Source organism: Paracoccus sp. J56 (assembly GCF_019633685.1).
Lineage (GTDB): Bacteria > Pseudomonadota > Alphaproteobacteria > Rhodobacterales > Rhodobacteraceae > Paracoccus > Paracoccus kondratievae.
The window spans coordinates 68,207-81,618 of sequence record NZ_JAFL01000008.1 but is presented as its reverse complement, the minus strand read 5'-3'; the positions used below and the strand labels follow the sequence as shown (position 1 = coordinate 81,618).

The following is a 13,412-nucleotide window of genomic DNA, read 5'->3' as shown; positions in this document are numbered from 1 at the left end:
TTTGCGGCGCAGCGTGACCCTTTGCGCCCGCAGAAACAGCAGTCGTGAAATCCACGTCTGACGCAGAGGATGTCATCTGATTCGACCCCCGTCGCAGCAAACTGGCCCCATACATCGCCCTAAACTGGCTCTATCTCTTTGCCGCATTCGGGCGCAGTCAGGAATAAACCCTTCATCGCAGGAATCCGGCCATGACGCTTGATCTGAACCCCAATGACATGTCCCACGTGGTCGCCGCCGACCGCAGCCATGTCTGGCACCACCTAAGCCAGCACAAGCAGTATGAGACCATCGACCCGCGCGTCTTTGTCGAAGGCAAGGGCATGCGGCTGTGGGATGCGACCGGCCGTGAATTCCTTGACGCGGTGTCGGGCGGCGTCTGGACGGTGAACGTCGGTTATGGCCGTGAAAGCATCGCGAATGCGATCCGCGACCAGTTGATCAAGCTGAACTATTACGCGGGCGCGGCAGGCACGGTACCGGGCGCCGTCTTTGCCCGGAAACTGATCGAAAAGATGCCGGGAATGAGCCGGGTCTATTATTCGAACTCGGGGTCCGAGGCGAATGAAAAGGTCTACAAGATGGTGCGCCAGATCGCAGCGCGTCATCATGGCGGCAGAAAGTGGAAGATCCTTTACCGTGACCGCGACTATCACGGCACGACCATCGGGACGCTGGCGACCTCGGGTCAGGATCAGCGGGCAATGCAATACGGCCCCTACCCCGACGGTTTCGTGCGCGTGCCCCATTGCCTTGAATACCGCAAGCAGTGGGACGTCGAGAATTATGGTGAGCGCGCCGCCGATGCCATCGAAGAGGTGATCCTGCGCGAAGGTCCGGACACCGTCGGCGCCATCGTGCTTGAACCGGTGACCGCAGGTGGCGGCGTCATCACCCCGCCCGAAGGCTATTGGCAGCGCGTGCAAGAGATTTGCCGCAAATACGACATCCTGCTGCATATTGATGAGGTGGTCTGCGGGCTCGGGCGGACCGGCACCTGGTTCGGCTATCAGCAATACGGGATCGAACCCGATTTCGTCACCATGGCCAAGGGCGTCGCCTCGGGCTATGCGGCGATTTCCTGCACCGTCACGACCGAGCGCGTTTTTGAGATGTTCAAAGACGCGCCCGAGGACGGGATGAGCTATTTCCGTGACATCTCGACCTTCGGCGGCTGCACCGCCGGGCCTGTGGCCGCGATCGAGAATATGCGCATCATCGAGGACGAAGGGCTGCTCGACAACTGCACCCGTATGGGTGAGCGGGTGATGACCAATCTGCATGGGCTGATGGAAAAACATGCCGTGATCGGCGATGTGCGCGGCAAGGGGCTGTTCTGCGGGGCCGAGCTGGTCTCGGACCGCGCCTCGAAAGAGCCGATGGACGAAAAACGCGTGCAGGCCGTGGTCGCCGAATGTCTGGCGCAGGGCGTCATCATCGGCGCGACCAACCGCTCACTGCCCGGGCTGAACAATACCCTGTGCCTGTCGCCTGCGCTGATCGCCACCGCCGATGACATCGACCGCATTACTGACACCATCGACCACGCGCTGACCAAGGTCCTTGGCTGAGCACTTGATCCGCGACGGCATTCGGGGAACTGATGGACCCCGTCAGCCGCCGCGGATCACCCCATGACGATTCCTCCCGACGCTTTTTTTCTGGACCACGCCGCTGGCCTGCCCCTGCAGGTCCAGCTGCGCCGCCAGATCATCGCCGCCGTGACAGCCGGACATTTCCGCGCTGGCGAGAAACTGCCCTCGACCCGCGCACTGGCCCGTCATCTGGGCGTTGCACGGGTGACGGTGGCGCAGGCATTCGCCGAGCTGGTTTCAACCGATTACCTGACCAGCCGCGACCGTTCGGGGCATTACATCTCGGACAGTATCGAGCGGCGGATTGAGGCCGAACCTCTGGCCGCATCAACACCGCGCTTTGACTGGGACGACAAGCTGGAAGGGCGCTTTGCCCGCGCTGCCCGCCGTGACCGTGAACGGGAATGGCACCGCTACGCCTTTCCCTTTGTCTATGGTCAGGCCGATCCGGCGCTGGTTGATCATGCCGCCTGGCGGGACTGCGCCATGCGAGCGCTTGGCCGGCGCGAATTCGACAGCCTGACCGGCGACCTTTATGACGCCGATGACCCCGAACTGATCGACCACATCGCCCGCCAGATCCTGCCCCGGCGCGGCATCAGTGCCGGGCGTGACGAGATCTTGCTGACCATGGGAGCGCAGAACGCGCTGTGGCTGGTCACGCAGGTGCTTTTGCGACCCGGGGCCTCTTGCGCGATCGAAGACCCATCCTACCCCGGCCAGCGCGAGATCCTGCTTGCCAGCCGCGCCCGTATCCTGCCAGTGCCCGTTGACCGCCACGGCCTGCCGCCCGATGCGATCCCGCCCGGAGTGGCGGCGGTCTTTACCACCGCCAGCCATCAATGCCCGACCAATTCGACCATGCCCCTGTCCCGTCGCAAGGCGCTGCTTGCACGGGCGCAGGCACAGGGTTTTGCGGTGGTCGAGGATGATTACGAATTCGAGATGTCCTTTGCCGGCGCCCCCTCGCCCGCGCTGAAGGCCATCGACCGGGCGGGCGCGGTGATCTATATCGGCTCATTCTCGAAATCAGTCTTTCCGGGTGTGCGGCTGGGCTATCTGGTCGCCGACCCGCGCTTCATCGCCGAGGCGCGGGCGCTGCGCGGCATGATGCTGCGCCACCCACCCGGCCATATGCAGCGTACGCTGGCGCATTTCCTGTCGCTTGGGCATTACGACGCACAGGCGAACCGGATGCGCCGCGCCTTTGCCCGGCGGCGCGAGGTGATGCTGGCGGCCATCGCGCAAGAGGGGCTGCGCCTTGCCTCGCCCGAGGCGACGGGCGGGTCAAGCTTTTGGCTGGCCACGCCCGAAGGCGTCGATTCCGCCGCACTTGCCGGGCTCCTTAAAAAGCGCGAGGTGCTGATCGAACCGGGGGCGCCTTTCTTTGCTGTCCCGGGCCAAGGGCGGGGCTTTTTCCGTCTGGCTTATTCTTCGATCTCGTCCGAGCGCATTCCCGAAGGGATGCGCCGCATCGCCGATACCCTGCGTGAACTGACCGGCTAGGCAGGCACCTTTGCTGCCGCCCCGGCCTGCACGGCGGTCACAGCGCAGGCGTCAACGATGTCCTGAACCGAACAACCGCGCGAAAGGTCATTTGCCGGTCGGGCAAGACCTTGCAGGATCGGACCGATAGCCGTCAGCCCACCCAGTCTCTGGGCGATCTTGTAGCCGATATTCCCCGAGGCAAGATCTGGAAAGATAAAGACATTCGGCCGTCCGGTCAGCCGGGATCCCGGCGCCTTTCTCGCCCGGATCGCATCGTCAAGCGCGGCGTCAAACTGCATCTCGCCATCGACCTCAAGACCTGGGGCTTTGCCGCGGATCAGCGCCAAAGCCTCACGCAGGCGCTCAAGGCTGGGATGGTCGGCGGAACCAGCGGTGGAAAAGGACAAAAGCGCGACTCTGGGCTCTTCCTTCAGCAATTGCCGGCAACTGGCCGCGGCGGATAACGTGATCGAGGCCAGCTCTTCGGCGTCGGGCTGAATAACCAGACCGCAATCGGCAAAGATCATGCCGCCCTTGATCGGTGCGCCCGGGCCGCATGAGAGCATCAGGAAAAAGCTCGACACGATACCCGCGTCGGGGGCCCGGCCGATGATCTGCAAGGCAGCGCGCACCGTATCGGCGGTGGTCGCGACCGCGCCACCAACTGTCCCGTCAGCCTGCCCCAGCCGCACACGCATGGCTGCTTGGCGGACCGGGTCGCGCATCTCATCCAGCGCCCGGGCGGCGGTCATGCCCTTGGGCGCACGCAACCGATGCCAATGATCGGCCAGTTCGGCCAGATCCGGCGCCGAGACCGGGTCGATGCGGTGCAGGCCGGGGATATCAGGCCCGCCCATCAGGGTAACGCGGGCCAGCCCCTGATCTGTCAGTTGGAGGGCGGCCTCGGCCACGCGGGGATCATCGCCTTCGGACAGGATGATATGCCGGTTCTGGGCACGGGCGGTTTCACGGATACGATCAAGCGGTTTCATCTTATCATCCCAGAAAATGCAGGCCGGCGACCACGAAAGCGCCCAGAAAAACGGTCTCGGCCACGATCAGCGCGATGGCGCCCGTCCCGACCTCCAGCATCCTGCCAAGCGAGGTCTTGATCCCGACCGCCGCAATGGAAATCAGCAGCGCCCAGCGCGACAGCTGCCCCGCCGCCTGAGATACCGTCTGCGGGATCATCCCCACGCTGTTCATCGCTGCGAGCGCCAGAAAACCAATGACAAAGCCGGGCAGCAGCGGTGGCGCCTTGCCCTCATCGCGCGCGGCCAGCCCGCGTGCCCGGATCGCCAGTGATATGCACAGCACCACCGGCGCAAGCATCGAGACTCGGATCAACTTGACAAGCGTCGCGGTCTCTCCGGTCTCGGGACCGATTGAAAAACCAGCACCGACCACCTGCGCAACGTCATGGATGGTCCCACCCAGAAACACGCCAGAATCGCGCGCGGTGAAACCAAAGGCGTTCGAAAGCATCGGATAGATCACCATTGCCACGGTCGAAAGGACGGTGACGGACAGGACTGTAAAGACCAGGTCACGTTCAGATTTTTCATGGCGCGGCAGGACGGCGGCAATGGCCATAGCGGCCGAGGCCCCGCAGATCGCGACCGAACCACCGGTCAATAGCGCAAAGCGCCAGCCACGCCCGGCAAGGCGGCCGACCACCAGCGCAAACAGGATCGTCAGCACCACCCCGGCCACCACCAGCGCGATCGAGCGCGGCCCAAGTGCCGTCAGCATATCGACCGAGATCCGCGCCCCAAGCAGCGCCACCCCCAGCCGCAGCACCGTGCGGGCGGTAAAGGCAATGCCGGGTGCGGTGCGGGTGCCATCTTCGGCCAGAAAGTTCAGCGCCAGACCCAAAAGCAGCGCGAGCAGCATCGCTGGCGCTCCGTAATGATCCGACAGAAACTGCGCTGTGGCAGCGACCAGCGCCGAGACCGCAAAGCCCGGAAAAACCTCAGCCAGAAGGCTGCGCGAAGGGAACATGGAGGTCATCATCGTCATCACCACAATGCAGGGCCGGGACCCGCGCGAAGCGTGTCGCGCCGGAAAGTTTGATATGGGGAAACCGGGCCCGGCGGCGCCTGCCGCATTCGGGCCCGGGCGCGTCCGGGCGCCTTAGACAGCGCCCTGCTGGGGCCGCATGTCGGCAGGATCTATGCCCGCCACGACCACCGGCTTTTTCATCGCATCGCGGCGGAAAGGCTCGCCCAGTTCCTGGTTAAGCAGCACCTCGATGAAGGTCGTTTCGCCCTTTTGCATCTGCCGCTCTATCGCTTCGTGCAGCGCGGCTGTCAGCGCCTCGGTGCCGGTGACCTGAACACCGACCAGCCCGCAGGCCTCGGCGATGCGCGCATAGGAGGCCTCGCGGTTCAGCTCGGTCCCGACAAAGTTGTTGTCATACCACAGGGTCGTGTTGCGTTTTTCCGCACCCCATTGGTAGTTGCGAAAGATGACCATGGTGATCGCGGGCCAGTCCTCGCGCCCACAGGCCGTCATCTCGTTCATCGAGATCCCAAAGGCGCCGTCCCCGGCAAAGCCGATGACCGGCACATCGGGATTGCCGATCTTGGCCCCGAGGATCGCCGGGAAACCATAGCCGCAAGGTCCGAACAGGCCCGGAGCAAGATATTTCCGGCCCGCCTCGAAACTGGGGTAAGCGTTGCCAATTGCGCAGTTATTGCCAATGTCCGAGCTGATGATCGCATCCTTCGGCACCGCCTGCATGATCGCCCGCCACGCCTGACGCGGGCTCATCAGTCCGGCATCGCGCTGACGCGCCTGCGCGTTCCATTCGGTGCCCGGATCGTCCTCTTCGTGATCAAGGCTCGACAGTTCCTGCGCCCAGCGAGAGCGGGTCTGAGCAACCAGCGCCCGCCGCTCGGCCCGTCCGGCATCGCCCGCCCCGGGGGCAAGCCGGTCAAGGATGCCGCGCGCCACCTTGGCCGCATCGCCCTGGATCCCGACCGAAACCGGACGCGTCAACCCGATGCGGTCGGCATTGATATCGACCTGGATCACCCGGGCCCCTTTCGGCCAGTAGTCGATGCCATAGCCCGGCAGCGTCGAAAACGGGTTAAGCCGGGTGCCAAGCGCCAGCACCACATCGGCGCGGGCAATGGTCTCCATCGCCGCCTTTGAGCCATTGTAGCCCAAAGGCCCCATGGCCAGTGGATGGCTGCCCGGGAAGCTGTCATTGTGCTGGTAGTTCGAGCAGACCGGCGCATCCAGACGCTCAGCCAGCCGCACAAGATCAGGGATCGCCCCCGACAGAACCACACCCGCGCCCGACAGGATCACCGGAAAGCGCGCCTCGGAAAGCAGCTGCGCCGCCTCGGCCACTGCTTGTTCGCCGCCCGCCGGACGCTCGAACTCAACCACCTGAGGCAGTTCAACGTCGATCACCTGCGTCCAGAAATCGCGCGGGATGTTGATCTGTGCCGGGGCCGAGCTGCGCCAGGCACGCATGATCACCCGGTTCAGCACCTCGGGGATACGGGCGGGGTCGCGGACCTCTTCCTGATAACAGACGCAATCGGCAAACAGACGCATCTGCTCCATCTCCTGGAAACCGCCCTGCCCTATGGTGCGGTTCGCAGCCTGCGGCGTCACCAGCAACAGCGGCGTGTGGTTCCAGTAGGCAGTCTTGACCGCGGTCACAAAGCCCGTCACGCCGGGGCCGTTCTGCGCGATCGCCATCGACATCTTGCCGGTCGAGCGCGTGAACCCATCCGCCATCATCCCGGCGTTCGTTTCATGCGCGCAGTCCCAGAACTGGATCCCGGCGCGCGGGAACAGGTCCGAGACGGGCATCATCGCCGAACCAATGATCCCGAAGGCATGCTCGATCCCGTGAAGTTGCAAAACCTTGATAAACGATTCCTCTGTCGTCATGCGCATGGCGATGGCTCCTTATCTACGCTCGTCGCGGAAGTGATAGATCTTGTAGAGGCCCCATTGGCCGAGGCGCCGGAACGGCGTCCTCCAGCCCTCATGCGGCAACTCGCTGTTAAAGATGGGCAGGTCGGGCAGGCTTTCTCCGGCCACGAGCTGCGCCATGCGCCGCCCGGCCATGGCCGAATACATCACGCCATTACCGCCATAGCCGAGCGCATAGAACGCCCCCGGCAGATCGGGCATGCCGGTAATGCGCGGCATCATGTCGTGGCTGACGTCCACCCAGCCCCACCAGCTGTAATCAAGCTCGATCCCGCGCAGGGCGGGGAACTTGCGATACATCCCCTCTTGCAGTGCATGCAGATGGGCGGGATTCGCCGCATCGCGCCCCGTGATTGCAGCACGCGATCCGATTTGCAGCCGGTTGTCAGGCAAAAGCCGGTAATAATGGCGCAGCGTGCGCGTATCGGTCAGCGGCGACAGTTTGCGGATGCCGGCCACCTGCAACTCATCCCCGGTCAGGACCCGGGTGACGATGCTGTTCGACATGATCGGCATCAGCCGGTCCTTAAGCCGCAGATGCAGACCGCGCGGCGCATAGGCCGCCGTCGCCACCGCCACCCGACGCGCCCGCACCACCCCGCCAGGGGTGCGCAGGTAATGCACGCCGCCCTTGTATTCCCACCCCTGAACCGGGCTGTCGGTATGCACGGTTGCACCCAGTTCGCGCGCCAGCCGCAGATAGCCAAAGGCCAGTTTCGCGGCATGGATGCCGACGCCGTCTGCCTCCCACATGGCGCCATGCGCCTCCATGTCGCGCACGACCGAGCGGTGCAGCTCATCGCGTGAGATCATCCGGGCGTCATAGCCGAAGGTATCGCGCAAAAGAGCGGCCTCGCGTTCCAGCGCCGGAATGGCCGAGGCCTTGTGGGCGATATAATAATGCCCTCCATCCTGTGGGTCGCAGTCGATCAGCGGATCGCTGATCAGGTTCCGGAACAGGGCAAAAGCCTCGCAGATTTCGGCATGAAGGCGGCGGGCTGTATCAAGGCCCCAGCGTTCGATCCACTGGCTGCGCTTAAGCCGGCCGGCACTGATCTGCGCCTGCCCGCCGTTGCGGGTCGAGCAGCCATAGGCAACGCCGTTCGCCTCAAGCACGGTGGCCTTGATGCCATGCATCCGTGCCAGATGAATGGCGCAGGAAAGGCCCGTATAGCCCGAACCGATCACCGCCACATCGACATCCATGTCACGCGTGACCGGCCCGTCATCTGCGGGCGGAGGACCTGCGGTTCCGATCCAGTAGGTCGGCGCGTAGTCACTGCGCGGTCCCAACCCCCGCGTCGTCATCGGGTCATAGAACGGGTCGAATGGGACCGAGCCCGCACGTTTTTCGATAGCCTGCATGGCGGCCCTCATTTCGTGGCAGAGACCATGGCCGGGATCGCCGGGCGTTGCTTGCGCAGCGCCTGTTTTTCAACGATCAGCCCGTCGCGGATGCGGAACAGATCCACGCCCTGCACCTCGATCCGGGTGCCGTCGGGGTTGGTGGCGCGAAAGGTCCACTGACTGACCCCGCGCGTTCCATCCCCGGACAGAAAATGCGTGTGATCGGCCCATTGCACGTCCGGCATTGTCGTCCAGACCGCCTGAAAAGCACTGGCGATGGCCGCCTTACCCTCGATCCGGTTGCCGTATTCGTACTCACCACCCACGGTGTAGAACACGCAGTCCGGGGCAAAATGGGTCATCACCCCGTCGATGTCATGGCGGTTAAAGGCGTCGAAAGTGGCCTTCAGATCATCAGCAGTCAGCTTACGGGTCATTTCTGGATACTCCTTCCCCGGTCGGCGGCACGCGGGCGCACCTCCGGGACAGTTCTGGTAAAAATTTCCGGTTCTCAGGTCGGGACGGTCAGATCTTGCCCTTCCACGGGATCAGTGCCCGTTCGATGCGGCGGATAAGCAGGTCAAAGGCAAAGGCCAGCACGCCGATGACGATGATCCCCATGATCACAGCATCGCTTGCCAGATATTCGGCCGAGTTCAGAACCATGAAGCCCAGGCCTCGATGCGCTGCCACCATCTCGGCCGCGACCAGCGTGGTCCAGCCGACCCCGATACCGATACGCATGCCGGTAAAGATTTCAGGCAGCGCAGCCTTGAGGATCACATGCCGGATCACCTGCAGCCTGCTGGCCCCCATCGCATAGGCGGCGTGGATCTGCTCGGTCGAGACAGAGCGCACGCCCGAACGCGCAGCAATCGCCATGGGTGCAAAGATGGCAAGGAAGATCAGGAATATCTTGGGAAACTCGCCGATGCCCAACCAGATGATGATAAGGGGCAGATAGGCCAGCGGCGGCAGCGGGCGATAGAACTCGATCACCGGGTCAAGCAGACCCCGCACCACCCGGTTCACCCCCATCAGAATGCCAACCGGCACCGCGATGACAAGCGCCAGGAAAAAGGCCCCCAGCACCCGGCCAAGGCTGGCCAGAGTATGCTGTACAAGGGTCGAGTTCGATACGCCCTCGGTCACGGCCAGCACAAATTTGTCCCAGACCGCCCCGGGTGAGGGCAGAAACAGCGGCCGGACCCAGCCCATGCCGGTGATCAGAAACCACAGCGCAATCAGTACCAGCGCCGTGGCCAGGCTGATAATCGCGCTGGAGCCATCCCCGGGCGCCCCGTAAGAGACACCGGGCCGGGCCGGGCGCGCCCTTGTCAACCGCTCAAGCATGGACCTTCTCCCGCGCGGCGGCACGTTCGTCACCATAGATGATGCCAAGGATCTGCTCCCTCATTTCGATGAAGTCAGGGCTGGACTTGATGGCGCGGGCATTGCCCCCGGCCAGAAAGCGGCGGTTGAAGTCCAGCTCATAGGTATGGGTGATGCGCCCCGGACGCGGTGACATGACGATCAGCCGCGAGCCGAGAAACAGCGCCTCTTCGACACTGTGGGTGATAAAGAAATACATCTTGTCGGTCTGTTGCCAGATCTGCAGCAACAGCTCTTGCACCGTCTCGCGGGTCAGCGCGTCCAGCGCCGCCATCGGCTCGTCCATCAGCAGCATGGCCGGATCGCAGGTCAGCGCGCGGGCGATGCCGACACGCTGCTGCATGCCGCCCGACAGGTGATAGATCATCTGGTTGTGGAAATCCTGCAAGCCAACCAAAGCAAGGTTCCTGACCGCACGCTCTCGCCGGGTCCTGGCGTCCACGCCCTGCAGCTTGAGACCGAATTCCACATTGTCGATCACGTTCAGCCAGGGCAGCAGCGCATGTTTCTGGAACACGACACCCCGGTCAGCGCCGGGCCCGGTGACAGGGCGGTCGCCCAGCGTGATCTGTCCCGACGAGGGGGCCATGAACCCCGCCATCAGGTTCAGCAGCGTGGTCTTGCCACAACCCGAAGCCCCCAGGGCGACGACGAAATCGCCGCTTTTGACTTCAAGGTCGACACCCTTGAGCGCGGTGATCGGCGCGCCCTGGTGATGGCCCGGATAGATCAGGCTGACGTTTGAAACTTTCAGTGTCTGCATCTCGGCGATCCTTCAGAACGAGGGTTTGCAGCGCGGAATTTTCTGCGGATGGGATCGGGACGGCTATTGCGCAGCGGCACTGGCGTAGCTTGCGTTCACAAAGGGGGCATAATCGTCGAGCGAGCGGTCGATCTGCTTTTGCTCAGCAAGGAATCGCGCGCTTTCGCCCAGTGCCCGTTCCGCACCGCCGGTCAGCCATCTTTCAGATGCTTGTTCGGCCGCGTCGGGAAAGGTCAGCATATTCAGCGCCTCGACTGTGCCGGCGGGGTCGCCGCCGATCATCTTGACGATACCCGCGACCTGCGGGGAATCCGCCGTCCATGCCGCTTTATTGGCGTTGTAATCGGCATAAGCCTCGGCCAGCGTGCTGGTGAACGCCTCCATGAATGCAGGGTTCCTGGCGGCAAAATCCTTATCCGCGACCAGCCCGTCAAAGATCGGGACACTTGCCGCGCCGATCACCTCACTATCGGCGATGACCTTGCCCTCTTTCATCAGTTCGGTCAGCACCGGAGGCCAGACATAGGCCGCGTCGATATCGCCGCGCTGCCAGGCCGCAAGGATCTGCGGCGGTTTCATGTTCAGGATGTTCACACCGCGCGGGTCGATCTTCCACACCTGGTCCATGCCGACCAGCAGATGGAAATGCGAGGTCGAGACAAAAGGCACCGCGACATTCTTGCCAGTCAGGTCGGCAGTGCTTTCGATGCCCGAGCCTTTGCGGGCGACCAGCGCCTCGGCCTTGCCGATATTGTCTAGGATCCAGAACAGCTCGAACTCAACCCCGCGCGTGGTGGCAGCGGCGATCCCGGTCGAGCCCAGCACCCCCACCGGCACATTGCCCGAGGCAAGCGCGGTCGAGATATCCCCGCCCGATGAGAACTGCCGCCAGTCGATCTTGTAGCCCGCCTTTTCGGCAGCGGCGTCCAGCCGCCCATCGGCAATGGCGGCGATAAAGGGGCCGACGATCTGCTGATAGCCCACCACCACCGTGGTTTCGGCCCCGGCCGGCCCTGCAAGGCCCAGCCCTGCGGCAAGCGCGATCGCGGCCAGAAACGTTCCGGCCCGGTCCATGCTGGTCATTGTCATGACTCCCTGTCTTTGCGTTGTTGGTCCTGCGACGTGACCGGGCTTTTCGCCCGGACAAATCTCCCTGACACGGGACAGCTCTCAGCGGCTGCTTATGCGGCAAAATGTTGCAGGTGACGGAGCGTAACGATATGTCCAGTTAAAAGGAAAGATAAGTCCAGATGAGCGACCGAATCCCCGTCGAGATGTACTTCCTGCGCGACAGCGAGGCAGGGACGTTGCAGGCGCGGCTGGCAGCCGCCATCGTACGGGCGATCCTTGAGACACGGGCGCGGCCGGGCACACGGCTGCCCTCAACCCGGGGGCTGGCCGAATCGCTGGGCCTGTCACGGATGACCGTCACGCTGGTCTATCAGGAGCTGATCAGCCAGGGTTATCTGGAGACCCGGCCGCGTTCCGGCGTCATGGTCGCCGCAACCGTCCCCCATCGCCGGCTGAGGGCCGCCAGATCCTTGCCCGGCCAGACCGCTCTTGACTGGGACCGCTGGCTTGCAGGCGAGGTGCCGCGTCAGCGGGTGATCCGCAAGCCCTCAAACTGGCAGGATTTTCGCTATCCCTTCATCTATGGGCAAAGCGATGCGGCGCTGTTTGACCACAACGCCTGGCGCGACTGCGCACGACGGGCCTGGGGGACGCGGGACTTTGGCGAACTTGCTTCGGATCTTTACGGCGCCGACGATCCGATGTTGATCGACTATATCTGCTCGCACTCACTGCCCCGGCGCGGGATTCAGGCCGAGCCAGATGAGGTATTGGTGACGCTTGGGGCGCAAAACGCGCTTTTCATTGCCATTGAACTGCTTGCCCGGGGTGACCGGCTGGCGGTGACCGAGGATCCCGGCTACCCCGATTTCGCCGAAACGTTGCGCCGCGCGAACAGTCCCACGACCTTTCTGACCGTCGATGAGGGCGGGCTGAACCCCGAGCTTTTGCCCCAGGACACGCGGCTGGTGATCGTCACCCCCAGTCACAATATCCCTACCGGCGCGACCATGCCGCTGCCGCGCCGCCGCGACCTGCTGGCCCGCGCCGCCACGCAGGATTTTCTGATCATCGAGGATGATTACGATTTCGAGATGTCCTATCTTGCCCCACCGGCCCCGGCGCTGAAATCGCTCGATCACAGCGGGCGGGTGATCTATATCGGCAGCTTCTCAAAGTCGCTGTTTCCGGGACTGCGCATCGGCTACATGGTTGCCCCCAAGCCATTCATTGCGCGGGCGCGGGCGCTACGGGCGATCATGTTGCGTCACCCTCCGAACCACCTGCAACGGATCACTGCCTATTTTCTCGCGCTAGGGCATTACGACGCCCATATCGTGCGGCTGCGCGGCGCGCTGAAGCGTCGTCGCGCGTTGATGGAAGACGCATTGGCTGCCACACCCCTGCGCATTGCCGGGGCAGCACGTTCGGGCGGCTCAAGCCTGTGGATTGAAGGACCAGTGGGGATCGATAGCGGCGCATTGGCCGCGCGGCTGCTTGACGACAGCGTTCTGATCGAGCCGGGAGAGGTATTTTTCGAGACCCCGCCGGTCCCCTGCCCGTTCTTTCGTCTGGGTTATTCCTCGATCCGCGACGGTGATATTGCGGCTGGGATCGGCCTGATCGCGCGGCGAGCCGGTGAATTGGCAGAACACGCGGCCTGACGATGCACTGTTATTAATGGATATTTTTACACGAAAGAAGAAACCGGCGGGGGCTTTCCAATATACAGGTGGGTGCGACAGAGGGCCCGATCATCAACACCCCCTGCGCCCTTGCGCCTTGCCGCGACGGAATGATAG

The 13,412-nt window shown here is 63.6% G+C and carries 11 protein-coding genes; 3 read left to right on the top strand and 8 right to left on the bottom strand.

The genetic code is table 11. The annotated features are described in order from the left end of the window. The first annotated feature begins 191 nt into the window (after positions 1 to 191). On the top strand, positions 192 to 1,571 hold the full coding sequence (tpa, locus tag M511_RS07765) for a hypotaurine--pyruvate aminotransferase Tpa (protein WP_010396025.1): 1,380 nt from the start codon (positions 192 to 194) through the stop codon (positions 1,569 to 1,571). Between the two features lie 63 nt (positions 1,572 to 1,634). After that, positions 1,635 to 3,101, top strand: a complete 1,467-nt coding sequence (pdxR, locus tag M511_RS07760) for a MocR-like pyridoxine biosynthesis transcription factor PdxR (RefSeq protein WP_010396024.1) — start codon at positions 1,635 to 1,637, stop codon at positions 3,099 to 3,101. On the opposite strand, the gene pta is transcribed toward pdxR (M511_RS07760), so the two are convergent. The 8 genes from pta to tauA form a co-directional block, all read right to left on the bottom strand. After that, entirely contained in the window at positions 3,098 to 4,075 is a 978-nt protein-coding gene (gene pta, locus M511_RS07755; RefSeq protein ID WP_085501851.1) for a phosphate acetyltransferase, read from the bottom strand. The two genes, pdxR (M511_RS07760) and pta, sit on opposite strands and share 4 nt — an antisense overlap. Positions 4,076 to 4,079: 4 nt before the next feature. Continuing rightward, complete coding sequence (locus tag M511_RS07750) at positions 4,080 to 5,096, bottom strand: YeiH family protein (RefSeq protein WP_029371998.1); 1,017 nt, start codon at positions 5,094 to 5,096, stop codon at positions 4,080 to 4,082. Between the two features lie 120 nt (positions 5,097 to 5,216). Further along, positions 5,217 to 6,998 carry a sulfoacetaldehyde acetyltransferase gene (gene xsc, locus M511_RS07745; protein ID WP_085501850.1) on the bottom strand — a complete coding sequence of 594 codons (1,782 nt, stop codon included), beginning with the start codon at positions 6,996 to 6,998 and terminating at the stop codon, positions 5,217 to 5,219. A gap of 12 nt (positions 6,999 to 7,010) precedes the next feature. Next, the gene (locus M511_RS07740; protein WP_085501849.1) at positions 7,011 to 8,402 is read right to left on the bottom strand and encodes an NAD(P)/FAD-dependent oxidoreductase; all 1,392 of its coding nucleotides are present in this window, start codon (positions 8,400 to 8,402) and stop codon (positions 7,011 to 7,013) included. Positions 8,403 to 8,410: 8 nt separating this feature from the next. Then, on the bottom strand, positions 8,411 to 8,821 hold the full coding sequence (locus M511_RS07735) for a nuclear transport factor 2 family protein (protein WP_010396017.1): 411 nt from the start codon (positions 8,819 to 8,821) through the stop codon (positions 8,411 to 8,413). A gap of 88 nt (positions 8,822 to 8,909) precedes the next feature. Beyond that, positions 8,910 to 9,737, bottom strand: a complete 828-nt coding sequence (locus M511_RS07730; RefSeq protein WP_010396016.1) for an ABC transporter permease subunit — start codon at positions 9,735 to 9,737, stop codon at positions 8,910 to 8,912. Further along, entirely contained in the window at positions 9,730 to 10,539 is an 810-nt protein-coding gene (locus M511_RS07725) for a taurine ABC transporter ATP-binding protein (protein WP_085501848.1), read from the bottom strand. Before M511_RS07725 ends, M511_RS07730 begins: the two co-directional genes overlap by 8 nt. A 63-nt stretch (positions 10,540 to 10,602) precedes the next feature. After that, positions 10,603 to 11,622 (bottom strand): taurine ABC transporter substrate-binding protein, encoded by a 1,020-nt coding sequence (gene tauA, locus M511_RS07720; protein ID WP_085501901.1) that lies wholly within the window; start codon positions 11,620 to 11,622, stop codon positions 10,603 to 10,605. 167 nt (positions 11,623 to 11,789) lie between these two features. Between tauA and pdxR (M511_RS07715) the strand changes: the two genes are divergently transcribed. Next, a complete protein-coding gene (pdxR, locus tag M511_RS07715; protein WP_085501847.1) occupies positions 11,790 to 13,274 on the top strand; it encodes a MocR-like pyridoxine biosynthesis transcription factor PdxR in 1,485 nt (494 codons plus the stop codon). The last annotated feature ends 138 nt before the right edge of the window (positions 13,275 to 13,412 follow it).